The organism is Arthrobacter sp. NPDC093128, assembly GCF_040683875.1.
Lineage (GTDB): Bacteria > Actinomycetota > Actinomycetes > Actinomycetales > Micrococcaceae > Arthrobacter.
Map to the genome: position 1 here is coordinate 74,833 of NZ_JBFBEY010000007.1, position 24,222 is coordinate 99,054.

Below are 24,222 nucleotides of genomic sequence, written 5' to 3' on the forward strand. Positions count from 1 at the left end.
TCAGGTGCCTCTCAGTGCGCGGACATCGGCATGGGGGTGACGTCGTCGACGTCGCGAATCGTTGGCGGTTCCTTGATCCACAGCATGGTGAGCGCGGCCAGACCGAGGAGCACACCGGCGAACACGATCGCGTTGTTGGGGTTGGCTCCCAACAGGTGCTCGTAGATCCAGCCGAAGGTCACCGACTGGATCAGCATCGGCACCACGATCATCATGTTGATGATGCCCATGTAGACGCCGTACCGGCTTGAGGGGATCATCCGGACGGCCATGATGTAGGGCACGCCCATGATGGAAGCCCAGGCGATCCCGAGGCCGATGATCGGGAGGAAAAGCAGGAACTTGTTGTCGATGAACGGGAAGAACATCAGCCCGGCGGCTGCCAGCAACAGGCACACACAGTGCACGACCTTGGCACCGCGGCGCCGCGCGAAGGCGACCAGTGCGAAGGCGACGCTGAACGTGATGATGTTGTACCAGCCGTTGACCAGGCCGGTCCATGCGACAGCGTCCTCCTTGCCTTGCAGGTCGTCCGGGAATACTGACTTGGCGACGGACAGAGCCACGAACTGCCAGTAGCAGACCATCCCGTACCACTGGAACAGGTACACGACTGCGAGCTTGCGCAGCTGGGTCGGCATCTCGCGGATCGCCTCGCCGATCTCCTTCACCGCGGGAACGAGGCCGCCCTTCTTGGCACGCAGTGCCGCGAGCTCCTCTTTGGTTGGCGGGATCTCCGGCGTGGTCAGGACCGAGACGAGCACGGTGGCGATCGAGCAGACGGCACCAAGCATGAATGATCCGACCACCCAGTACGGGATGCCGGCCTCGGTGGCCCCTTCGATGAACTGCTGGAAGACGAACAGGGAGATGTTGGCCAGTGTGATGCCGAGACCGGTGAAGAACGCTTGGGCCAGGAAGCCCTTACCGAGCTGGGAGGGCGGCAGTTTGTCGGCGATGAACGCGCGGTAGGGCTCCATTGCCGTGTTGTTGCTGGCATCCAGGAGCCACAGCAACATCACCGCCATCCAGACCGCGGTCACGAAGGGGAACAGGAACAGGCAGAGAGCGCAGCCGATGGCGCCGATGAGGAAGAACGGCTTGCGGCGCCCCCATCGAGGGCTCCAGGTGCGGTCGGAGAGGGCCCCGATGAGCGGCTGGATGAGGAGGCCGGTGATCGGCCCTGCCAAGTTGAGGATCGGCAAATCGGCGGGGTCGGCGCCGAGGAACTCGTAGACCGGGTTAATCGCGGTCTGCTGCATCCCGAAACTGTACTGGATCCCGAAAAACCCGACATTCATCAGCAGGATCTGTTTCATGTTCATCAACGGCTTCTGCCGGACGACCGCCGTTTGCTGCATGCTGGACTGCTTCGCCGAACTCATAGGCGTTTCCTTCTTACTGTCAAGGGCCGGAGATCATCCGCCGGACCAGTGCGGCAACGTTGCCCGCGCGTCGACGCGCTTCGTCGACGCGTGTCAATGATCACAGTAAAGAGGATTCGAGAGTGTGTCAAGGGTCACTACATGGGGGGTGAGAGGATCCGCTACAGGCTAGGCGGGCGCGACGGCGGTACTGCCCCGCTCAATCAATTCGGGCCTAATGAGCGTCTGGAATGTCGCAGAATCCTCGCCACGAAGCCGGCGGATCAGATATCTTACGGCCAGCCTGGCAATGTCGCTGTGATTGGGTGAGACGCTTGTCAGGCTCGGGTGGCTCGCCTGCGCCGTGTGGTCACTGATGGTGAGACCCACAACAGACAGCTCGCGAGGGATGCGGAGACCTTGTTCTCTGGCTGCGGCCATCAGACCCAGGGTAGCGGGCTCGTTTATGGAGAGCAGAGCGGTCAGCTCCGGCGCAGTCTTCCGGATTTCGTCCAGGACGTTCCATCCGGCATCGAAAGTCAGGGATGCGGTGAACACGTGGGACCGGATACCCAGCGCCTCGGCGGACGCAACGACCGCTTCCGTCGTCCTCACCATCGGCCCGTGCCCGGCGTCAAGGTCCGACTGCGACCGGGCAAGAAATCCGATGTCCGTGTGCCCCAGCCCGGCAACATACTCGACCGCTATTGCCCCCATGGCTTCGAAATCGGTATCGACGTACGCCTGTGCCTGATGCCCCCCGGTGCGGCCGATGGTGGTGAACGGAATTCCCGCGTCCAATAGGAAAGACACCCGTTCATCGACGGTCCGCACTTCCATGAGAACCACGCCCTCCACGATGCCCTGGCTGACCATCTTCCGCACGGCGTCGATTTCATCCGCGCTATAGGGCCACAGCAGCAGATGGTAGCCGTCCTCGCGGGCCTGTTCGGATGCTGCACGGATGTACTCAAACTCGGTCAGGTTGAAGCCCACGTCCCCGATGGGGAAGATCAGCGCGATGATTCCCGTGCGTTTTCCGGCCAGGCCCTGGGCGAGGGCATTGGGCGTGTAGTCAAGGTCCTTCATGGCCCGCAGGACCTGCTGTCGCGTCTCCTCCGAGATCGGCCGGGTACCACTCAGCACGTATGACACGGTGCTCCTTGAAACGCCGGCAACACGCGCGACGTCGGCCATCGTAGCCAAATGACCCTCCTCAGAATCGATGTCGATTGCAAGGGCCGCCACGGAATACGCCACGTGACCCACCACCATCGACGCGCTTAACAAGCATACTGCGTTCTCATGAACCCTCAGTCCCACACCCTTCATCTGGACCAAATCAGCAGAACAGGTCCTCAAATCAATCGGACGACTTCTGAACCGAATTCAGGCGCACGACACTAGGAGCACAGGAGACCTGCTCCGGCAGCTAGGACAGAATGTCCTTCGTGACGAAACGGCCGTAGGCGAGCGCCCCGAAGACTGCGATGTATCCGGCCTGCAGCAGCGCATTGTTGCCGAAGGACTCCCAGGCAATCGGCTGGCGCAGCAGGTCGGCAAAACCGAACCAATAGTGGGTGAACAGCCAAGGGTGCAGCCACTCCAGCTGAGGCAGTTCACCCAGCACCTGGGACACCACCGAGGCCACGATGGTGGCGGCCATGGCGCCCACCGGCACATCCGTCAGGGTGGACAGGAACAGCCCGACGGCGGAGAGCCCCAGGAGTGACACCGTCAGGTAGGAGGCCACGAGCAGCAGGCGCACCACCGCTTCCTCCGGGCTGACCACGTCGCCGGACAGCAATGTCACCGGACCCACCGGAAACAGCGCAGTGCCAATGCCGGCTCCCGCCAGTGCCACCACCAGCGGGGCGACAATACAAAACGCGGCGGCCCCGGCATATTTGACCAGCAGCAGCCGCACCCGTCCGGCCGGAGCCACCAGCAGATACCGCAATGTCCCCAAGCCGGCCTCGCCGGCAATCGTGTCGCCAGCCACCACCCCCACGGTGAGCGGCAGGAAAAGCGGCACGCAGACCAGCATCGCCGTCACGCCCACAAACAGCCCGTTCTGGGTGATCCTGTCCAGGAAGGCGGGTCCCCGGCCCGGCGGTACGGCCGAGGAGGCCCGGACGGCGATTGCCATCAGCACCGGCACGGCGGCCAGCGCTAGCATCATGGCCCAGGTTCGGCGTCGGCGAAACAGGACGGTCAGTTCGGAGGCCAGGAGCGGCCACCCGGAGGGTTGCCTTCCCGACGGCGCTTCGGCCATGCGAACGTCGCCGGCACCGTCCGTACCGGTCGCTTCCCCAATGGGCACTTCTTTGTCGGGCACATCTCTACTGGGCAATGTCGAACCCCTCCCCCGTCAGCGCCACAAAGCGGTCCTCCAGGCTGCCCTGCTCCACAGCGAAGCCGCGGACCCGCACGCCGGCCGCCACGAGGGCAGCCACCACAGCCTCGGGCTCAACATCGCCACCGGTGGGCGCGGCGCCGTCCTGCACGCCCGTCTCTCCAACCGAGGCGGAATACACCAGCGCCCCGTTGCTCCGGCCGCCCACGGGGGTCATGCCCAACCGGGCGAAGACATCCTCGGCAAGGCCGGCGTCGGGCGTTACCAGGCGGATCCTCGCCTTGCCGGCGTCGCGCAATTCCGGGAGCGGTCCCTGCGCCACCAGCCGCCCGGCGCTCATCACGGCCGCGTGGGTGCAGATCTGCTCCACTTCGGCTAGCAGGTGGCTCGAGACAAAAACCGTGGCGCCGTCCGCCGCAAGCGACCGCACGAGCGAGCGGACTTCGCGCGTTCCTTGCGGGTCCAGCCCGTTGGTTGGCTCGTCGAGCACCAGCAGTTCCCGGGGTGAGAGGAGCGCATTGGCGATGCCCAGGCGCTGTTTCATGCCCAAGGAGTACGCGCGGACCTTCTTCCCGGCGGCGTGTGTCAGGCCCACGCGTTCCAGCGCGGCATCCACCCGGGCACGCCGTGTGGAGGCTTCCGCATGGGGGTCCGCGGCATCGAGGCGCCGAAGGTTGGCCGCCCCCGAGAGGAACGGGTAGAACGCCGGGCCCTCCACCAGGGCGCCCACCCTTGGGAGGACCTTGCGGAATCCGTCCGGCATCTCCAGCCCCAGCACGCTGACGGAGCCGTCGGTGGCCCCGGCGAGGCCCAGCAGCATGCGGATGGTGGTGGTTTTTCCGGAGCCGTTGGGCCCCAGGAAACCAAAGACAGACCCCTTCGGAACGGACAGATCAACTCCGTCCACGGCCAGCTGATGGCCGAACCGCTTGCTGAGACCGTGCGTCTCTATGGCGAGTTCACCGCCTCGGCCCGCGGCTGTCACCTCGCGGCAGCAACGGTTAGCAGGCGCTCCGCAGGAACAGACCCGGCGAAGACTCTGCCGTCAGCGGTGAACAGCACATTCACGACGGCGGTGCTGAAGAGCCGCCCGCCAGGTACTGCAACGGCCGCCTGCTGAAGCAGCGGATCATCGGACAGCATCGCACCGGCTTCCGCAGACGCCGGGCTGGCGGGGAATTCAACTACTGTCTCCCAGCCGGTACCGGTCACTGTCGGTCGCGGCAGCCCGCCGTTGGGATTCCGGTAGTCCGGGCGTACTGCATCGGGCGGAATTGTGCCAGGATCCACGGCGTCGGGCGGAACGGCGCCCGGATCTGCGGCGCCCGGTTCAGCGGCATCAGGGACTACTCCGCTTTCCGTTCCGTGCATAGGCCGATGCCCTTTCCCCAGGTGTCCTGTCCCGTGGGCCGGGACTTGAATTTCCTTGACGGTGGCGCCCGGAGGCGGGCTGAAGGCGAACAGGGAAGCGTCCGGCGCCTCGAGCGTCAGGCTGGTGAACGCCAGCTTGAAGGCCGGCTCCGCCTGGCCGCGGGCCTTCAGTTCGACGCTGAGCGGCAGGCCGCTCTGGCCATCAACCGCAATGGAAACCGAACCGATCAGGGTGCCTTCTGTCCGGGGTGTGATCACCAGGTTGTAAGCAGCCCGGCCTGCAACGTTGACCTCCGGAAGCACGGCAACTTCAGTGGTGGGTTCGGCGGCGGCAAGCAGCCGCTCCGCCAGTTCCTCCGGCGTCGGCATCACACCGTGCATCCCGGCGTCCGGATGCTTGTACTGGCCGAAATCTTTGGAGTGGCCGGCGTCGGCGGGGAGCGTCAGGTGCGTGGCGGTGTTGTCCTTGGAGCTGTAGAGCCATACCTGGTCACCGCTCCGCACCGCATTGCGTTCAGCGAGGCGGTCCAGCACCTGGACTCGTACGTTGCTGGGTCCGTCCAGGAACACCCGTGCCGTGTGCGGGCCGCTCAACAGCTCCAGGACGGAGGCGGCGCCGCTCCCGGACGACGGGCCTGCCTGGGGCAGCTCGGGGAGGCCGATCTGGGAGGTCTGTTCGAGGGTCCCGGAGAGGGACGGAGCAGTGTGCTGTGCCACCAGGGCCAGGACCTCGGCCGGGGATTTGGGGGGCAGCGGGTCCCCTGCGCTTGCAGGCAGGGAGCCAGCCAGCGCAGCGGCGGCAATTACGGCAGGCACGGCAACGGCGGGCATCCACCGCAGCCACTTTCTGGTCATGGCAACTCCGCTCCGAGGTCGCAGCCTATTGATTCCAGAGTACGCCTCGGGGCCGCCCGCTACACCCCTTGGGAGAGCTTCCGGGCTGCCTGTTTGGCCGGCGGTTCGGCTGGCGCGTCAGTTCGCGGTCAGCCCGCTGACGGCGCGACTGTGCCGGCCCCGCCGTCGAGCGTGATGACCTGGCCGGTGCTGATGGCGGAGGTGGCGTCCGGGACGCCCACGACAGCGGGAATGCCGTACTCCCGGGCGACCACTGCGCCGTGGGAGTTGGGGCCGCCCATTTCCATCACCAGTCCACCGGCGGTGAGGAACAGCGGCGTCCAGCCCGGATCCGTTGACGGGGCCACCAGGATTTCACCCGGTTCCAGCCGGGCGCCATGCGGGTCCAGGATGACGCGTGCCTTGGCAGTGACGGTTCCGGCCGAGGCTGGCGTGCCGGACAGGACTCCGGCCCCGGGACCCGGTCCGCCGCGGGCCTGCAGGGCTTCGGGTTCTGTCCCGTCGGACAGCAGCACCCGCGGGATGCGGCGGCGGCCAAGCTCGGCTTCGTAGGCCTCCCGGCGCTCCGCCACCAGTGCGCGCATGGACGCCCCGGCCAGGCCGCGGTGCGCTTCGGCGAAGTCGAGGAAGAAGATGTCGTCGGCATCGGCGATGCGGCCGGCGGCGGCGAGTTCCGCTCCTACCGCCGAGAGCTGCTGCCGTACCGAGCCCAGGCCCTCGACGAGGTGGTATTTCGGCAGTTCGCGCAGCCCGGCAAACAGCCTCGTCCGTTTCAGGGCGCCCCGGACCAGGCGGGCGCGGAACCTGGCCGCCGGCCCGCCGCGGCTCCCTGCGGCCGCTGTGAGCCGCTCGATCCGGACCTCCGCCTCGCGGGCGGCATTGGCGAACTGCCGGTCCGGCGCCAGCGCGGGATCGTCGAGTTTGAGGTAGTTCGCGAGGACGCCGAGGATATGCCCGGGGTCGTCGGACCAGCGGGGCATGCCGAGATCGATTTCCGCCACGGCGCGGTGCCCGTACCGTCCGAGGAAACCCGCCAGCCCGGACTGCACGACGGCGGGCAACTCACCTGCGCGGTACCGCCGGGCCAGTTCCGGCGGCGAGGACTCCTCAAAGGCTGCGGCGGCTCCGGCGTGGGCACGGATGTCCGTGGCGAGCTGCCAAAGGGCAAGGTCCATCTCCGTGGTCACGTTGTTGGGCAACCCGCGCAACACTGGCTGCAGGACGCCGGGCACCGCACCCTGGCCTGACAGCTTCCCTGCGATGCCCAGCAGCGCAAACCCCAATGCCGGCAGCGGGAGCACGGCCGGGACAATCGGGAAGAGCTCCTCGCCGAGGATGCGTTCAGCGTGGTTCAGCCGTTCCGCCGCCGTGGCACTGGCCGGGACCACGAGGGCAGCCCTGAACCGCTCGCCGAGACCATCCACGCGCCGGAGCGCCGCTTCCGGGCGGAACAGTGCACGGAGCAGCGTCTCCGGAATCCGCATCTTGGCCGCCACCGGGCCAACGTGCCGGACCAGCCGCCACGGGGTCCTGAGCGTGACGGAGAACCGGGGATCGGCAAAGAGTCCGCGCAGGACGGCGGCGGATCGGGCTTCCATGACGTCGAAGACGCGGGGCACGATCGCTCGGCCCACGCTGCTGCGGACAACAGGAGTGAGGTCGAAAAAGAGGCGCTGCCCTGCCTGCCTGAACGGGGCCGGCCCGTTGCGGGGCACCGGCACGTCAAAGCCGGCAGCGCGTGCAACGGAGGACGCAATCAGTTTGAGGCCTGCCGTGCCCATCGGCGTGAGAGGCCTGGTCAGGCCCTGGGCAAGGCTGAAGCAGAGGTACACGCGTGTTCCCTCCCGTTCCGGCAGGTCAGGACGGGGATCGGGATCGGGAAGAGGGTACAGCGTGGTGATGGGCCGGGATTGCGTCAGCCAGAGCTTGTCCGCGCCGTCGATGACCCATTCGATGTCCTGCGGGGAACTGTAGTGCCGCTCCACGCGGCTGCCCAGCGCGGCCAGCGCCCGGACCTGGACATCGGTCAAGGAAGGGGCGGAATCCGGCGCGAGCATGACCCTCTCGGTGCCGCCTCCCGGCACCGGCCGGATAGCGATCCCCTTGTCCCCGGGCCGCCGTTCCAGGATCTCCTTTGAGTCCGCGTCCACGACAAAATGGTCAGGGTTCACGGCTCCCGAAACCACCGCCTCGCCCAGCCCCGGGCTGGCATCGATCACGGCTTCATGCCGCCTTCCTGTCACCGGGTTCGCGGTGAACAGGACTCCGGCAACGGCGGCATCCACCATTTTCTGGACCACCACCGCGAGCGCCACTGTGGAGGGGCTGATCCCGTGCGTGGCCCGGTAGGTCACCGCCCGGTCGGTCCACAGCGAGGCCCAGCACTGCCGCACCGCCGCCAGCACGGCATCGGCGCCCACGACGTTGAGGTATGTGTCCTGCTGCCCGGCGAAGCTCGCGAAGGGAAGGTCCTCGGCTGTCGCCGAAGACCTTACGGCCACGGGGACGTCGGTCCCCAGTGCCGCATAGGATTCCCGGACGGCCCCGGAAATCTCCGGCGGAATCTCCACGCCAAGGATGAGTTCCCGCGCCCGGGCCGCCAGCCCGGCCAAGGCTTCAAGGTCATTCGTTCCGGTGACGGCCAGCGCGCTGTGCACCTCTTCGAGTCCCGCGGGACCCACTGCGTTCCGGTACGCATCCGTGGTCAGGCAGAATCCGGGCGGAACGGGCAGCCCGGCACCGATGGTTTCGCCGAGGTTGGCGGCCTTGCCACCCACCCGCGCCACCATTCCGGCATTGGTCAGCTCCAGGCCCAGCACCAAGCCATCCGCCGACGCATCAGGGGTGTTGACCTGGTTCACTGCTGGCCTCCTGGTGTGTGGGCTGGGCTGGGCGGACGGGCTGGGAAGTCCGGCTAGGCTGCTCCGAGCATAGGACCGAAGCTGGCCCGGTCCGCAAGCCGCGGATCGTCCCTGTCCGGAACCACCAGCACAGGTCCCTTGGCATGGTGAAGGATGCCGTCCGACGTCGACCCCAGCAGCATTCCGGTGAAGCCGCCGCGGCCGCGGGTGCCCACAACCACCAGTTCCACATGCCTGCTTTCGCCAACAAGCACATCCACGGGCGAGCCGTCCACAAGCTGGGTCTCCACGGTCAACTTGGGATAGTGGCTCTTCAGCCAGGCCACTCCGGCATCGAGCTGGACGCGGATGTCCGCGAACAGTGCTTCCCGGTCCATGGGCGCCGGAACCCATGCCAGCGAACCGCTGTACTGCGGCACGGCGCAGACCACGCGAAGCGGCGCGCCGAGCCGTTCGGCCTGGTCCGCGGCCTCCAGCACGGCCACGCGGGCCTGCTCGGAGCCGTCAACGCCGACCACTACTACGTGCTCGACCGGCTGGTGGCCGGACTTGGCCTGCTCGGCCTTGATGTGCTTGTCGTCCGTGGTTTCGCCCAGGCGGTCGGCGCAGATCAGCGGCACAGTGACAGTGGGGCACTTTGCATGTGCCGGCAGGGCGCTGCTGACCGAGCCCAGGAGCCTGCCCACGAAGCCGCCCCGACCGCGGGTGCCGAACACCAGCAGTTCAGCGGTTTCGGACATCTCCAGCAGCACACCGGAGGCGTCGCCGTTCTCCACGGAGGCGTCAACGTCGATGTCATAGGGGGCCACTTTGTCCATGGCCTGCTTGAGTATGGCCTCGGCGCCCTCACGGATCACCGAGTCGTCCACCGTGGCATAGCCGCCGTCCAGGCCGGACGCCGCGAAGATTGGTACGGAGTAGGCAGTCACGATATGGAGCGGGCGGCGGCGGCGTTCGGCTTCCCGGGCGGCCCACACGAGTGCGCACTGGCTATGGTCGGAACCGTCCACGCCCACAACGATCCCCTCGGGGGCGGCTGAACCGCCGTCGTCATCCCTTGACGGGTGCACCTGATCTCGGCCCATGGGGTCCGCCTCCTCGCGATACTGCCTGATGTTGCCGCTATTCTGCCAGAAGTATCCGCCCGCGGCGGGACCCGTGAGCCAGGTACTGCTCTGGGCTGAAAATTAGCTCTTGCTGATAACTATTCTCGGTTGCTGAACTCTAAGCAAGCGCTCCTAATCCGCGGCATACGAAGGCTCCGGAGACCCAAGCTGGCTCCCACTTTTTACAGCGCGGAAACATAGAGATCCCACCTCCGATGAGGAAAATTACAGGTGTGAGATTGTTGGGGTAGCCAATGTCCGGCAAGGGCTATCCAGAGGTCGAAAAGTTCTGTAGTGTCGAGGCGTTGCGAATCTGAGATATGTGTTTCAGAACACAAATCCAGCTTCATGCGCGGCGGCCGGACTTTGGGGGTTACGGAAAGTGCAGGAGGGATCTGCACAGTGAACCATTCGAGGAGGAAGCAGCAGTGTCGAGCATGCCAATTTATGGCGGAACCGAGCAGACCACCACGGTGATCATCGGCTCAGGGCTGCCGGGCCTGGCAATTGCCAGCGAGCTCCGGCGGCGCGGCGTGGATTCCATCACCGTGGATGCGCTCGAAACCCTGGGCGGAATCCAGTCCGCCAAAACCACGTCCCTGCCCCGGTGCGACGCACCGAATTCAGCCACTATGCAGGAGCGCAACGAAATCCTCCGGCACCTGCGGAACTACGCCAGCAGCCACAACCTGGATATCCGCAATAACACCCGGGCCGTGCAATTGAACCTGCTGGGCACCGGGCTCTCCGAGCCGTCCACGCACCAGTGGGCTGTCCACACACCTGACGGCGTCCTGCTGGCCCACCACATCGTCCTGACCCGCGGTGCACACAGCCAGCTGCGCCGCATGCTTGCCGACCTCGGGCTGGCCGTGGGGCAGAACCTGGCGGCCGCCATGCGCGCCATCGGCATTTACCTCGTCGGGGTTGGGGAACTCATCACGCCGACGCCCAAGGAAGTGCTCCGCCAGGCAAAGGTTGTTGGGCAGGCGATTTCCGCCAAGGTTTATCCGGACAGTGTCCCGACAGTGCTTACGGGAAGCTTCGCCGCACTGCAGGCGCGGGCCTAGCCCGGACTTCCTGCCCGGGTGGACCTACTGCTCCTCGCCGGCGTCGCCGTCCGGGGTTTTGAGGTTGCGTTTTGCCAGCACGGCCAGCGCCACGAGGATACCCAGGGCCGTTCCGGCAAAGAGCACCAGGCTCCACGGGAACGGCTCGGCTGCATCCGGCGCAGGCTCCGGCGCCGTTGTGGTGCCGGGCTGGGCGGTGCCGGCGGTAGGAGCCTTCGCAGGTGTCGTCGAGCTGCCCGGACCCGCAGTCCCGGAACCCGCCGCCCCGGCGGTGGCCGTAAACGTGAAGGTGCCCTCAATCGGGTGCGAATCGGAACTGACCACTCGCCACACCACGGTGAACTGCCCTGCCGGAGCGCCGGCCCGGAGTTTCTGCGACGCCACGTTGTCCACGATCTCCACGGGGCCCTCGGCCCAGCTGGTGCCTGCCGCATCCTTCACCTGGATCTGCGATCCGAGCGCCAATGGGTCGTTGTTGAACGTGACCGACACCTTCTCCGGAGGAGTTGCCACGGTGGCTCCCTGGGCCGGGCTGCTGGATTCGGCGGCGTCGTGGGCTGAGGCCGGCGCCGCCGCAGACAGGACGGCGGCCGCGAAAAACAGTGCCCCGAGAAGGGCGCTCAGCAAGTGGCGGATGGGACGCATGGGGGGCTACTCCTGTGTGTTGGCTTCCTTACAGACTAGGCGAAATCACGGGGTCGCAACCCGACCACCTACTAGGATTCAAGTAATCCCCAACACTCTCCCCGGAGGACTAATGCTCAAGCAGGGCTCTGCACTGGACCGGTACTTCAAAATATCCGAGCGGGGGTCCAACTACTCCCGCGAGATCCGCGGAGGCTTTGCCACCTTTTTCGCCATGAGCTACATCGTGGTGCTGAATCCCCTGATCCTCTCCGTGGCCGACTCCAGCGGCGCAACCCTGGGCTTTCCGGCCGTCGCAGCCGTCACCGCCTTCGTGGCAGGCATCCTGACCATCCTCATGGGCGCGTGGGCAAAGCATCCGTTCGCCATGGCCACCGGGCTGGGCGTCAATGCCTTCGTGGCCGTGACCGTGGCAACGAATCCGGGCCTGACCTGGCCGGACATGATGGGCCTCGTGGTGCTATCCGGCGTCACCATGCTGATCCTGGTCCTCACCGGGTTCCGCACCGCGGTGTTCAAAGCCGTTCCGGACGGGCTCAAGACGGCCATCGTGGTGGGCATCGGCCTGTTCATCGCCCTGATCGGGCTGGTCAACGCAGGTTTTGTCCGCCGCATCCCGGATGCCGCCGGCACCACGGTACCGGTGGGCCTTGGCTTCGATGGGAAGCTCCTGGGCTGGCCCACCCTGGTGTTCGTGTTCGGCCTGATCCTGACCATCGCCCTGGTGGTCCGCAAGGTCAGGGGCGCCATCCTGATCGGCATCGTGGCCTCCACCGTGCTCGCCGTGATCCTGGAATTCACCCTGCACATCGGCGCGAGCTTCTCCCCGGGCAAGCCGTTCAACCCGCAGGGCTGGTCCCTGGTGGCCCCGACCTTCACCGAGTGGGCCGCGCCCGACTTGTCGCTGATCGGCAAGGCCAACCCCATCGGCGCCTTCGAACGCCTGGGCTTCGTAGCGGCAACACTGCTGGCATTCGTGATCCTGCTGAGCATCTTCTTCGACGCCATGGGCACCATGGTGGGCCTGGCCAACGAGGCCGGAACCGTGGACAAGGACGGCAACATCCCCGACGTGGACCGCGTGCTGCAGATCGACGCGCTCGGCGCAATTGTGGGCGGCGGCGCTTCCGTCTCCTCCAACCAGATCTACGTGGAATCCGGGGCCGGCATCGGCGAAGGCGCGCGGACGGGCCTGGCGTCGATCGTCACCGGCCTGCTGTTCCTCGTGGCCATGTTCTTTACCCCGCTGATCAACCTGGTGCCGTTCGAGGCAGTGGCCCCGGCGCTGGTGGTGGTTGGCTTCCTGATGGTCTCGCAGGTGGGCAAGATCGACTGGCAGGATTGGGGCATCGGGATTCCCGCGTTCCTGACCTTCAGCCTGATGCCGTTCACCTACTCGATCGCCAACGGCCTGGGCGCCGGCTTCATCGCCTACGTCCTGATCCGCACCTTCCAGGGCCGCGCGCGCGACGTCCACCCGCTCATGTGGGCCGTGGCGGCCGCGTTCCTGCTCTTCTTCGCCGTCGGCCCCATCGAGCAGGCACTGGGCATCCACTAGCGTCCCAGCAGGTGGCTTTTGGGGCATGTCCGGGATTTGGGACAGCCAGACGGCGGCGGGGCTGGTTTTGGGGGCACTGCTGCGGTGAGCTTGGAGTATGCCTCACACAGCCCTAACAGTCGACATCCCGCCGCTCACGTGGAGGGGCCGTTTCGACGGCGACGGCGCCGAGCACCGCCGCTGGTGGCAGGCCGTCACGCCGTATCGCCACGAGCCCGCCGCTCCCCTACCCGACCACGCAGCGCCCGGCAGCCGACCCGCCGTCATTCTCGGCTTCAGCAGCGATGCGGGCGTGCTGCGCAACAAGGGCCGGGTGGGCGCCGCTGCGGCCCCCGGCGCCATCCGGGCCGCCCTCGGTCCGCTTGCGTTCCACCTCCGGCGCGAGGTGTTCGACGCCGGTGATGTGACCGTCAAGGACAACGCCCTGGAGGCCGGACAGGCGCGCGCCGGGCTGGCAGTCGCTGAAATGCTCGACGCCGGCAACCTCACCGTGGTGCTGGGCGGCGGCCACGAAACCGCGTTCGCCAGCTACCTTGGTGTGGCCGGTTCCGAAGCCGTCCGCGGCGGGAAGCGGCTGGGCGTGCTGAACCTGGACGCGCACTTCGACCTCCGCGACGCTCCGGAGCCGTCCTCCGGCACTCCCTTCCTGCAGATGGCCCGGGCGGAGGAGGCCGCCGAACGCAGACTTAACTACGCCGTCGTCGGGATTTCCGAGCCCAACAACACCCGCGCCCTGTTCAGGACCGCCGAACGGCTGGGCGTCAAGTACCTGCTGGATGAGGAGTCCTCGGCGGAGGCCACCCGGAAATTCGTGGCCGACTTCCTGGATAGCGTGGATGTCCTCTACCTGACCATCGACCTGGATGTGCTGCCCGCCGCCGTGGCCCCGGGAGTCAGTGCCCCGGCCGCGTTCGGGGTGCCCCTGGCCGTGATCAGCGCCGTGTGCCGGCAGGTGGCTGCCAGCGGGAAACTGCTGCACCTGGACGTCGCCGAGCTGAGCCCGGAATTCGACATCGACCAGCGCACGGCCAAAGTGGCCGCGCGGCTGGTCAACACGCTGCTGGGCTAGAGGCCGGGGTCAGTCCCCGAAGGTGACGACGGCGGTGGACCACGGTCCCAGCGTTACCGCCAGAACTCCGTTGTCCGGTGATGATGCCTCCGCGGGATCCGCAACCGCGGTGGCGCCGGCCGCGGCCCCGATCACCGTCATCTCTGCCGCCGCATGGGCGCCGCCCGGAAGGGACAGCACCGCTGTGGCTTCGCGCGGGCTGAGGTTGCCCAGGAACACCTGCAGGCCGGCGGCTGACTGCACCGGGTAAACCGTCAGCGGGGTCTTCCCGGCGGTTCGTTGAACCGGCTGCCGGGTGGCCGCCAGCACAGGTTCGCCCTTGCACGCGGCCAGCTTTTGCAGCAGCTCCCCCACGGGATTGAGGGTGCCGTCTGGTGCTGCGATGCCCCGCGGAGATCCGGCCTCGAAGTACGTCACGGAGGCCACACCCTCGAGGGTAAGGGCCTTGAGGCTGGCCAGGGTCCACGCTGCGGTGAAGCTGTGGTCCTGGAGTTCATCACCGTCGGCGTGCTGGTCAGGGGCGTGGAACCGGGGCTTGAGGGTAATGGGGCCCACGTGGACAGGGCGCCCTTCCCCGAGCCTTACGGCATTGGCCGCGGCGACCCCATGGATGGGTACGGTCTCCACGATGTGGGGAATCTCCGTGCTGTGGACCTGCGGCGTGAGGCTGAACGCCAGGGCATCGGCGTCCTGCGGGACGGGGCTGCCGCCGCCGGCAATCCACCGGTTTAGTTCGGTGAAATGCGAGCTGGTGCCGGCCAGGAGCTGCCCGCTGAATCCTGCGAGCTGCAGCGGCTCCTTCAGCGCGGCAAACGCCGCCGGATCCGTGCACTGCGTTTCGGGGTGGAACAGTCCCAAGCGGATGATCCGCGACAGCTGCCCGCCGCGGGCTCCGCTGAGGGCTTCCGCCACGCCGTCCGCGGACGCCGAAACGACCCGTACATCCAGCGCCGCACCGTGGCGGTCGGCCTCCCGGGCCGCGGCGGCAAGCTTGGCCGGCCAGAGCTCCCGGGGTTCGTACAGTTCCACCAGGACGGCGTCGAGGCCGGGAAGCTGCGCTCCCTCCCCGGCGTTTGCAGCCGCCGCTCCGGCCGGGTCCACGGAGAGCGCCAGCGCCGGGACAGTGCCCACCGGCTCGCCCAACGTGAAGGCCATGCGGTCGTAGCCGCCGGGGGCGGGGTTGTCCGGCGTCTCGATGCTGAGGGCCTCAATGCTGACCGACTGGGTCACGGCGTCACCCGCGGCCACGTCCACCGGGATGGGCAGTGCGGACGGGGTGCTGTAGGTCTTGAAGGACCCGTCGCTCCAGTTCCGCTGGTCCTCGGTTTCGAAGATGTCCCCGGAAAAGCCAAGGTCGAAGGCGGTCCCCGCGTCGGCCCACTCCAGCGAGGAGATGTCCGTGAAAACCAGGTCCGGCCTGATGTCCGTGGGGAAGGCCCCGGCGGTTACGTTGCCGTCCGGCGACACCACGCTGACGTCCCGTCCGGCTTCGCCGGTGGGATGGAGGACCACCAGGCCGATCCGGTTCCGCCGGAACGCTGTCTTCGCCCGGCCCGAGAACGATACCTCCACCGTGGCCGGAGTGACCCGCAGCATCAGCATGGCTTCGAAGGCGGGGGCAGCGGAGTCCGCCGAGCCGGGTGCCGCATAATCGACGTGGAGACGGAGGCTGACGCCGTCGTCGTCCTTCAGTTCGGCAAGGTCCCGTACCGACGGCGCAAAGGTGCGCCATTCGTGGTCCCGCACCACCGCTTTGATGGCACGAAGCACGGGCCTGCCGCCGTAGCTGATGTTCGCCAGTTCGTCCCCCACCAGCTCGGCCGTCCAGACGCCCACGGCAAGCATGCGGACCTGCGGATCAAGGCGCCGTTCGAGCGCGGGGCGCTTGTCGGAAACCGCCTGGGCGGACAGTGTTGCGGAGTGCAGTGTTGCGGAGTGCTCGGTAGTCACGGAAGGCTGCTCTCTGGTGGCTGGTGACTGCACCCAGCTGACCCAGGGCGGTCCTGTCGCCTTGACGATATCGGATGGGGCGCGGCGGCTCAATGGCCGTCCGCCAGTGGTTACTGCGCGGCGTCGTAGCCGGCCAGCAGGCGGCGCGAGGCTGTAGTCATATGGGAGGCCATGGCCTTCGTGACTGCTTCGGCATCGTGTGATTCGAGCGCCTCGAAAATGGCCCGGTGCTCTGCGAGCGCGGCGGCAGCGTGCCCTTCATCGGTCAGTGCACGGTCAACCCAGATCCGCAGCAGGGAGCGGATGCTCTGCAGCAGCTCCTGCAGTACCTGGTTTCCGGAACTGGTGGCGATTTCCTTGTGGAAGGCGGCGTCGGCTTCCACGAATGCTGCCAGGTGGTCCAGGTTCTTTTCCATCGCGTCGAGGTTGGCGCGCATGCGCCCCAGTGCCTCGTCCGTGATCCTGGCCGCAGCAAGCTGCCCGGCCTGGACCTCCAGTCCGCTCCGCAGCTCAACCAGCTCACGCGTCCTCGGTTCACCCAGCATGAGTCCCCAGCTGAGGGTCCGCGGCAGGAGTTCGGAGACGCCGTCGCGCAGATACGTCCCGGACCCCGGGCGGACGATCACGATGCCCAGGATTTCCAGGGCCGCCAATGCTTCGCGGACCGCTGAGCGGCCCACCCCGAGCGATGCAGCCAGCTGGCGCTCGGCTGGAAGGCGGGTTCCGGCGGCGATGTCACCGCTGGTGAAGTAGGCCATCAGCCTCTCGGCTACCTCGGAGACGACAGAACCCTGCCCCATGGAACCGAGCGCGGCGCTGATTTTGGCCGTCGAGGCGGCGGAGTTTGCTGACACAGTCTCAGCGTAGCAACCGGACGCTGCCCTGAACGGCATCCGCCCCCGCGGACATAAACCAGTCAACCGGTTGACCAATTTGCCGTTTCGGCCTTATGGTGGAAGTCACAGGCCTAGCCCCCCACCTTGATACGCACACCCGGCGCTAAGCCTCGAAACCAGCCCCACGCCTCCAGCGCAGGATGCGGCCGGGACACCAACATCTAGGAGTCAACGTGGACACCACACAATCGGTGGTCGAAAAATCTGCAATCAGGAAAGTGGCGATCCGGCTGGTGCCGTTCGTTGCCCTGATGTTCTTCATCAACTACCTGGACCGGACGGCCATTTCGTTCGCCGGCCCCAACGGCATGAACACCGATCTGGCCCTCTCGGCAGCCCAGTTCGGCTTCGCGTCAGGCGTCTTCTTCATCGGCTACATCCTGCTCGAGATCCCCAGCAACCTGGCACTGCACAAGTTCGGCGCACGCCGCTGGCTGGCCCGGATCATGGTCAGCTGGGGCATCGTGTCCCTGCTGTTCACCTGGGTGGGCAGCGTGGAGCATCTCTACATCCTGCGCTTCATCCTGGGCGTGGCCGAGGCCGGCTTCTTCCCCGGCGCCATCCTCTTCCTCAGCCTCTGGGTTCCGTCCCGGCACCGCAGCAAGATCCTTGCCCTGTTCTACCTGGCGCAGCCGCTGACCACCGTCATTGGTGCCCCGCTGGCCGGCCTCCTCATCCAGCAGCACGGCCTCTTCGGCCTCTCCGGCTGGCGCGTTATGTTCCTCGGCGTGGCCCTTCCGGCCATCATCGTCGGCGTCATCGCCTGGTTCTACCTAGCTGACTCCCCCGCGAAAGCCAAGTGGCTGACCGCCGAGGAAAAGACCTGGCTGACCGGTGCGCTGGAGACCGAAAAGAAGGCGACCACCGCCAGCAACAAGCACGTCAGCGTCCGCACCGTCTTCGGCAACGGCAGGGTCTGGATGCTCTCGGCCATCTACTTCGGCTTCATCTACGGCCTGTACGCCCTCGGATTCTTCCTGCCGACCATCATCGCCGGTTTCGAAGGCATCTACGGCACCAAGTTCGATGTGCTCCAGAAGGGCCTCATCACCGCCATCCCGTACCTGCCGGCGGCGTTCGCCCTGTACTTCTGGTCCAAGGACGCCACCAAGCGCGGCGTCAAGACCTGGCACATCGCCCTTCCGGCCCTCATCGGCGGCCTGAGCATCCCGCTCGCATTGTTCGCCGGTTCGCCGGCCGCGACGATCGCCGTCATCACCATCACGGCCATGTCCATCTTCGCTGCACTGCCCAACTTCTGGACGGTGCCCACCCAGTTCCTCACCGGCGCAGCAGCCGCCGCCGGCATCGCCCTGATCAACACCGTGGGCAACCTGGCCGGTTTCAGCGCCGGCTACGTCACCGGCTGGCTCAAGGACCTGACCGGCGGGTACACGGTGCCGATGTTCGTCGTCGGCGGCTTTATGCTCCTGTCCTCCATCCTCATGGTGGCGCTGAGCCGCGCCGGCAAGGTCAGCGAAGGCGTCCCGGCTGAAGCCCTGGACCCCGCGGGGGCCGGACACCACGCCGAGCCGTAACAGGCCCGGAGGCGTCCCCCTTGCCCGGGGACGCCTCCGCACCAACCCAACAAACCCGGTGGTCGAGCCACCGGAGCGAGCAATAACTCCAGGAGCTTTCCCATGACCCGCCTGTTCAATGAACCTTCAGCCTTCGCTGACGAGATGATCGAAGGCTTTGTCGCCTCCCACGGCCGGTGGGTGAAGCGCGTGTCCGGCGGCGTCGTCCGCAACACCAAGAGCACCCCGGACACGGTGGCGCTGGTGATCGGCGGCGGCTCCGGCCACTACCCGGCGTTCGCCGGCCTGGTGGGACAGGGCCTGGCCCACGGGGCCGCGATGGGCAATCTTTTCGCGTCCCCCTCCGCGAAGCAGGTCTACAACGTGGCGAAGGCCGCCAACAACGGGGCCGGTGTGCTGCTGGGCTACGGCAACTACGCCGGCGATGTCCTGCACTTCAACCAGGCCCAGGACCGCCTCCGCAAGGAAGGCATCGACTGCCGCAGCATCGCCGTCACCGACGACGTCTCCTCCGCCCCGCTCGCCGAGCGCGCCAAGCGCCGCGGCATCGCCGGGGACCTGACCGTCTTCAAGGTGGCCGCCGCGGCCGCCGAAGCCGGTCACCCCATGGACCGGATCATGGACATCTCCGAGCGCGCCAACGACCGCACCCGTTCCTTCGGCGTGGCCTTCACCGGCTGCACCCTGCCGGGCGCCGACCACCCCTTGTTCTCCGTCCCCGAGGGCCGGATGGCCGTCGGCATGGGCATCCACGGCGAACCCGGCATCGGCGAGACGGACATCCCGACGGCGGACGAACTCGCCGAGCTGCTCGTTTCCAAGCTCCTCACCGAAGTCCCCGAGGGCCTGGAGACCAAGGGGGCGCGGGTTGTCCCCATCCTCAACGGTCTGGGCAGCGTCAAGTACGAGGAGCTGTTCGTGGTCTACCGCCGCGTCGCCCAGCTCCTGGCCGAAGCGGGCCTGGAAGCCGTGGACCCGCAGGTGGGCGAACTCGTGACCAGCTTCGACATGGCCGGCACCTCCCTCACCCTCTTCTGGCTCGACGACGAACTCGAGACCCTCTGGAACGCCCCCGCCGACGCCCCGGCCTTCCGCCGCGGCGCGGTCACCGCCGAAGCCCTCTCAGCGTCCGACGGCACCGAGCTTGCCGACGTCGAACTCTCCATTCCTGACGCAACGGATGAGTCCCGCGCCGGCGCCGTTCGGGTCCTCGCCGCGCTGGGCGCCGCGAAGGCCGTGGTGGACGCCAACGCCGACGAGCTCGGCCGGATCGATGCCATCGCCGGCGACGGCGACCACGGCATCGGCATGGAACGCGGCGTCCGCGCCGCCGTTGACGCAGCCCGCGACGCCGTCGCCCGCGGTGCCGGGGCCGCCACCACGCTGCACTTCGCCGCAGACGCCTGGGCCGACAAGGCCGGCGGTACCTCCGGTGCCCTCTGGGGCATGGCCCTGCGGGCCGTCGGTGACGCGGTTGGGGACACCAAAGCCCCCGACGCCGGGACTGTCGCCGCCGGAGTGGCCGGCGCCGCGTTCGCGATCATGGACTTCGGCAAGGCCAAACCCGGGGACAAGACCCTGGTGGACGTCCTGGTCCCGTTCCGCGACGCACTGGCAGCCGGAGTGAATGCCGGGCAGTCCCTCACCGAGGCCTGGGGCGCCGCCGCCACCGTTGCGCAGCAGGCCGCCGAAGACACCGCCCAACTGCTGCCCCTGATGGGCCGCGCCCGCCCGCACGCCGAGAAGAGCCTCGGCACCCCGGACGCCGGAGCGGTCTCCATGGCACTGATCGTCCGAGCCATCCACAACACCCTCACCGAACAGACAACTATTAAGGAGAAAGCATGAGCGCCAAACTGCGCCTGGTCATCGGAGCCGACGACGCCGGATTCGAATACAAGGAAGCCCTGAAGGCTGACCTGGAGGCCTCCGACCTGGTCGAATCCGTGACCGATGTCGGGGTGGACGCCACCAGCCACACCCCCTACCCGTCCGTGGCCATCGCCGCCGCCGAACTGATTGCCGCCGGCAAGGCCGACCGTGCCCTGCTGGTCTGCGGCACCGGGCTCGGCGTGGCCATCGCCGCGAACAAGGTCCCCGGCGTCCGCGCCGTCACCGCGCACGACAGCTTCTCGGTGGAACGCTCCGTGCTGAGCAACAACGCCCAGGTCCTCACCTTCGGCCAGCGCGTCGTCGGACTGGAACTGGCCCGCCGGCTCGCCCGCGAATGGCTCACCTACACCTTTGACGAGACCTCCGCCTCGGCCGAAAAGGTCACCCTGATTAAGGACTATGAAGGTGTCACTTCCTGCTAAGACAGCAACAACACCGAAGGCCATCATCGGCGTCAGCCTGAAGATGTACTTCGGCTACGAACGCACACTCGAATACTGCCGCGAAGTGGCCACCATCGCGTTCGCGCACCCGGCGGTCCAGAACGGCGACATCGAACTGTTCGTGCTGCCCACCCTGCCGGTACTGCCCGAAGCGGCCCGCATCCTCGGAACCGCAGGGGCAGCCGCCGGAGCCCAGGACATCTTCTGGGAAGACGAAGGACCCTACACCGGCGAAGTCGGCGGCAAGACCGTGGCCGAGCTCGGCGGACGTTACGCCGAGGTGGGCCACGCCGAACGCCGCCGGATCTTTGGCGAGGATGACACGGTCATCGGGCTGAAGACGGCCGCGGCGTACCGCAACGGCCTGATCCCCGTCCTGTGCGTCGGCGAGCTGGTGCAGGGCTCCGTGGAGGAGGCCGTCGCCCTCTGCAGCGCCGAGATCAACGGGGCCCTGGTTCGGGCCCAGTCCCTCGGACCCGCCGGCCGGACCATCGTGGCCTACGAGCCGCAGTGGGCCATCGGCGCACCCGAACCTGCCACCCCGCAGTACATCAGTGCCGTCATCGCAGGGCTGGATGCGCACCTGCGCTCCCTGCCCGGGCAGGCCGAGAGCCGGGTCATCTACGGTGGCAGCGCCGGCCCCGGCCTGATCAGCCAGCTCGACATGTCCGTCGCCGGGCTGTTCCTGGGCCGCTTCGCCCACGATCCGAAGGCGCTCAAGGCCATCCTGGACGAGGCCGCCGCACGGCTTGCCGCGAACAAGGTGGCCGCATGAGCGGCGTCGGCGAGGGTTCACGGATTGGCCAGGGTTCAACGATCGGTCTGAGCAGCTACGCGTTCTTCTGGCAGCTCTCGGACAAGGTCTCCGAGCCGCTCAGTATCCACCAGGCACTGGAGCGGACCGCGGCCCTGGGCGTGGAGCTCTTCCAGATCTGCGACTACGCCCCGCTGGAATCCATGACCGAGACGGAACTCGCAGCCGTGCGGGCCACCGCGGACCGCCTCGGCGTCGCGCTGGAACTGGGCACCAAGGGCATCCGCCCGGAGCACCTGCGCAGGTTCCTGCGCATCGCCGGGATCCTCGGATCTCCCCTGCTGCGGACCATGTTCAACGTCCCGGGCCACACCCCGACGGCTGACGAGGCGGCAGCAATCTTCGCCGAGGTCCTGCCGGAATTCCAGGCAGCCGGGGTGAAGATCGCGGTGGAAACCTACGAACAGGTCCCCACCTCACGGATCCTGGACGTGATCCGCCGCGTGGACAGCCCCTACCTGGGCATCTGCAGCGACCCGGCCAACACGGTCGCGGCGCTGGAGATGCCGCGTGAGGTGATTGACGCCGTCGCGCCTTATGTCCTGAACATGCACATCAAAGACTTTGCGTTCAGCCGCAAGGAGGGGTGGGTCGGGTTCACGTACTCCGGCGCTCCCCTCGGCGAAGGCCTTCTCGACTATGACTACATGGCCGGGAAGTTTCAGCCCAAAGAAAGAAACATCAACCAAATCGTCGAACACTGGCTGCCGTGGCAGGACTCCGAGGCGGAAACCATCCGCCTCGAAAACCAGTGGACCCAGCAAAGCATCGATTTCCTAAGGAGCAAGTGAAATGTCAGCAGAGCAATTGACCGTCGCCGTCATCGGAGCCGGTGGCAAAATGGGGATGCGCGTTTCCCGGAACCTCCAGAAGAGCGCCCACACCGTCTTCTACAGCGAGAACTCCCCCGCAGGCCAGGACCGCGTCCGCACCGAAGGCCGCGAAATCACCTCCACCGACGACGCCGTCAAGGGCGCCGACGTGGTGATCCTCGCCGTCCCCGACACCGTCCTGGGCGTTGTGTCCGAGGGCGTCGTCCCCCAGATGAAGGCCGGCGCAATCCTGCTCACCCTGGACCCGGCAGCGGCCTACGCCGGGCTGCTGGCCAAGCGCGACGACGTGGTCCAGGCCGTGGCGCACCCGTGCCATCCGTCCGTGTTCCTGGAGCGCACCACCAAGGAAGAATGGGCCGACACCTTCGGCGGCGAAGGCGCCCCGCAGAACGTTGTGGCCGCCATCGACGAGGACGCACCGGCCACGACCCGCGATTCGGCCGAGGCCGTCATCCGCACCATCTACGCCCCCGTCATCGACGTGCACTGGGTCACCGTGAAGCAGCTCGCCATCCTCGAACCCACCCTGGTGGAAACCGTGGCCTGCATGATCGGCACCCTGCTCAACGAGGCGCTGCACGAGACCGTGCACACCGCCGGCGTCCCGGAGGAAGCAGCCAAGGCCATGCTGTTCGGCCACGTACAGATCGCCCTGACCAACGCCCTCCGCGGTTCCAACCCGTTCTCCGAGGCCTGCGAAATCGCCATCCAGTACGGCAAGGACACCATCATCAAGGACGACTGGAAGAAGATCTTCGATGACTCCGAGCTGGACGGCGTCATCGCCAGGATGCTCAAGCTCGACGCCGTCAAGCGCTAGGCGACTTGGCCCCGCCAGGGCCGCAGCCCGGGCCGGGAAGGCTGAAAACAGGCTGTCCCGCAGGACTTCGGTGGACCCGAAATCCTGCGGGACAAATGCCTGACATCTTACCTTTTTTGACATCGCCGGTAGACTGGTCTGTGGCCAAACCGGCAATCAGTTTAGAGAAAGTCCTGCAATGAGCTCCGCCATCATGGAATCCCAGACCAGCAACGTCCGATCGATCCGCCTGACATTTTCGACCGCCGAGGAGGTTCACGACGGCCTGGAGAGCGCCGTCCAGGAGCTCATCGAAGCCGCCGTCGAGGACGGTAACTGCGGTATCCGCGTTACCCGGCTCGAGCCTGGCGCCTACACCGTGGCCCTGGACGACTCCGTCCCGTTCGGTGAGACTTACGAGGACATCGCCGCTTAACTACGGCGGCTTACGTCCGAGGACTTACGCCCTGCGGACCTGGACGCCGTCGGATTTCATAAAGAGCTGGTTTTCCGACGGGCTTGAAGGCACCAGCCAAAGCACGTTTCCACTCACGGAAACTTCCTCAACTTCACCTGCAGCCACCACATGCGCGTGCTTGAGGATTTCGACCCGCTCGCCTGCTTTGAGGCTCCTCCAGTCGGAAACCGTGGCAGCAAATGCCATCCGCCTGGACAGAACCGTCCCCCGTGCTTTCATTGAACTTCTACCCCTTTGTATATGTTCGTTTGCCACAACATCGTTGGTGTGGACTTCATCACTACATCTTTAGTTCTACTACAATTCCCGGGCCCCCGCCCGTT

21 protein-coding genes are annotated in these 24,222 nt (G+C 66.9%); 10 read left to right on the forward strand and 11 right to left on the reverse strand.

Annotated features, from left to right (window positions below; all coding sequences use genetic code 11):
- Window positions 1-11: 11 nt before the first annotated feature.
- The 7 genes from AB0N24_RS10130 to AB0N24_RS10160 all read right to left on the reverse strand — a co-directional run bounded on the left by AB0N24_RS10130 (window position 12) and on the right by AB0N24_RS10160 (window position 9,892).
- Complete coding sequence (locus AB0N24_RS10130) at window positions 12-1,385, reverse strand: MFS transporter (RefSeq protein ID WP_364123380.1); 1,374 nt, start codon at window positions 1,383-1,385, stop codon at window positions 12-14.
- Between the two features lie 168 nt (window positions 1,386-1,553).
- A complete protein-coding gene (locus tag AB0N24_RS10135; protein ID WP_364123647.1) occupies window positions 1,554-2,696 on the reverse strand; it encodes a LacI family DNA-binding transcriptional regulator in 1,143 nt (380 codons plus the stop codon).
- Window positions 2,697-2,796: 100 nt separating this feature from the next.
- Window positions 2,797-3,639 carry an ABC transporter permease gene (locus AB0N24_RS10140; RefSeq protein WP_364123649.1) on the reverse strand — a complete coding sequence of 281 codons (843 nt, stop codon included), beginning with the start codon at window positions 3,637-3,639 and terminating at the stop codon, window positions 2,797-2,799.
- Between the two features lie 67 nt (window positions 3,640-3,706).
- A complete protein-coding gene (locus tag AB0N24_RS10145) occupies window positions 3,707-4,705 on the reverse strand; it encodes an ATP-binding cassette domain-containing protein (protein ID WP_364123382.1) in 999 nt (332 codons plus the stop codon).
- Window positions 4,702-5,946, reverse strand: coding sequence for a hypothetical protein (locus AB0N24_RS10150; RefSeq protein WP_364123384.1), 1,245 nt, complete (start codon window positions 5,944-5,946; stop codon window positions 4,702-4,704). The genes AB0N24_RS10145 and AB0N24_RS10150 overlap by 4 nt, the downstream gene beginning before the upstream one ends.
- Before the next feature lie 128 nt (window positions 5,947-6,074).
- Window positions 6,075-8,735, reverse strand: a complete 2,661-nt coding sequence (locus AB0N24_RS10155; protein ID WP_364123651.1) for a PEP/pyruvate-binding domain-containing protein — start codon at window positions 8,733-8,735, stop codon at window positions 6,075-6,077.
- A gap of 125 nt (window positions 8,736-8,860) precedes the next feature.
- Window positions 8,861-9,892, reverse strand: coding sequence for a universal stress protein (locus AB0N24_RS10160; protein ID WP_364123386.1), 1,032 nt, complete (start codon window positions 9,890-9,892; stop codon window positions 8,861-8,863).
- Window positions 9,893-10,350: 458 nt separating this feature from the next.
- On the opposite strand from AB0N24_RS10160, the gene AB0N24_RS10165 reads away from it, so the two are divergent.
- Window positions 10,351-10,983 carry an FAD-dependent monooxygenase gene (locus AB0N24_RS10165; protein WP_364123653.1) on the forward strand — a complete coding sequence of 211 codons (633 nt, stop codon included), beginning with the start codon at window positions 10,351-10,353 and terminating at the stop codon, window positions 10,981-10,983.
- A gap of 24 nt (window positions 10,984-11,007) precedes the next feature.
- Here the strand turns inward: AB0N24_RS10165 and AB0N24_RS10170 are convergent, their stop codons facing one another.
- Window positions 11,008-11,628 carry a copper resistance CopC family protein gene (locus AB0N24_RS10170; RefSeq protein WP_364123388.1) on the reverse strand — a complete coding sequence of 207 codons (621 nt, stop codon included), beginning with the start codon at window positions 11,626-11,628 and terminating at the stop codon, window positions 11,008-11,010.
- A 112-nt stretch (window positions 11,629-11,740) separates the two neighbouring features.
- On the opposite strand from AB0N24_RS10170, the gene AB0N24_RS10175 reads away from it, so the two are divergent.
- Window positions 11,741-13,186: an NCS2 family permease gene (locus tag AB0N24_RS10175; protein WP_364123390.1), complete on the forward strand. Its 1,446-nt coding sequence runs from the start codon at window positions 11,741-11,743 to the stop codon at window positions 13,184-13,186.
- Window positions 13,187-13,283: 97 nt separating this feature from the next.
- Window positions 13,284-14,255, forward strand: coding sequence for a formimidoylglutamase (gene hutG / locus AB0N24_RS10180; RefSeq protein WP_364123392.1), 972 nt, complete (start codon window positions 13,284-13,286; stop codon window positions 14,253-14,255).
- A gap of 9 nt (window positions 14,256-14,264) precedes the next feature.
- Here hutG and AB0N24_RS10185 read toward each other — a convergent pair whose 3' ends face one another.
- Both AB0N24_RS10185 and AB0N24_RS10190 read right to left on the reverse strand, forming a co-directional pair.
- Entirely contained in the window at window positions 14,265-16,205 is a 1,941-nt protein-coding gene (locus tag AB0N24_RS10185; protein WP_364123394.1) for a hypothetical protein, read from the reverse strand.
- A gap of 110 nt (window positions 16,206-16,315) precedes the next feature.
- Complete coding sequence (locus AB0N24_RS10190) at window positions 16,316-17,059, reverse strand: FadR/GntR family transcriptional regulator (RefSeq protein WP_104173906.1); 744 nt, start codon at window positions 17,057-17,059, stop codon at window positions 16,316-16,318.
- A 215-nt stretch (window positions 17,060-17,274) separates the two neighbouring features.
- Here AB0N24_RS10190 and AB0N24_RS10195 point away from each other — a divergent pair, with 215 nt between their 5' ends.
- From AB0N24_RS10195 to AB0N24_RS10225, 7 genes are all read left to right on the forward strand, one after another.
- Window positions 17,275-18,639, forward strand: coding sequence for an MFS transporter (locus AB0N24_RS10195; RefSeq protein WP_364123396.1), 1,365 nt, complete (start codon window positions 17,275-17,277; stop codon window positions 18,637-18,639).
- 102 nt (window positions 18,640-18,741) lie between these two features.
- A complete protein-coding gene (locus tag AB0N24_RS10200; protein WP_364123398.1) occupies window positions 18,742-20,487 on the forward strand; it encodes a dihydroxyacetone kinase family protein in 1,746 nt (581 codons plus the stop codon).
- Window positions 20,484-20,954 carry a ribose-5-phosphate isomerase gene (locus AB0N24_RS10205; protein WP_364123400.1) on the forward strand — a complete coding sequence of 157 codons (471 nt, stop codon included), beginning with the start codon at window positions 20,484-20,486 and terminating at the stop codon, window positions 20,952-20,954. The genes AB0N24_RS10200 and AB0N24_RS10205 overlap by 4 nt, the downstream gene beginning before the upstream one ends.
- Window positions 20,938-21,750: a triose-phosphate isomerase family protein gene (locus AB0N24_RS10210; protein ID WP_364123402.1), complete on the forward strand. Its 813-nt coding sequence runs from the start codon at window positions 20,938-20,940 to the stop codon at window positions 21,748-21,750. Before AB0N24_RS10205 ends, AB0N24_RS10210 begins: the two co-directional genes overlap by 17 nt.
- A complete protein-coding gene (locus AB0N24_RS10215) occupies window positions 21,747-22,580 on the forward strand; it encodes a sugar phosphate isomerase/epimerase family protein (RefSeq protein ID WP_364123404.1) in 834 nt (277 codons plus the stop codon). Before AB0N24_RS10210 ends, AB0N24_RS10215 begins: the two co-directional genes overlap by 4 nt.
- A gap of 1 nt (window position 22,581) precedes the next feature.
- Window positions 22,582-23,442: a phosphogluconate dehydrogenase C-terminal domain-containing protein gene (locus AB0N24_RS10220; protein WP_364123406.1), complete on the forward strand. Its 861-nt coding sequence runs from the start codon at window positions 22,582-22,584 to the stop codon at window positions 23,440-23,442.
- Between the two features lie 178 nt (window positions 23,443-23,620).
- Window positions 23,621-23,857 (forward strand): hypothetical protein, encoded by a 237-nt coding sequence (locus AB0N24_RS10225; protein WP_364123408.1) that lies wholly within the window; start codon window positions 23,621-23,623, stop codon window positions 23,855-23,857.
- A 24-nt stretch (window positions 23,858-23,881) separates the two neighbouring features.
- On the opposite strand, the gene AB0N24_RS10230 is transcribed toward AB0N24_RS10225, so the two are convergent.
- A complete protein-coding gene (locus AB0N24_RS10230; RefSeq protein ID WP_364123410.1) occupies window positions 23,882-24,118 on the reverse strand; it encodes a hypothetical protein in 237 nt (78 codons plus the stop codon).
- Window positions 24,119-24,222 lie beyond the last annotated feature (104 nt).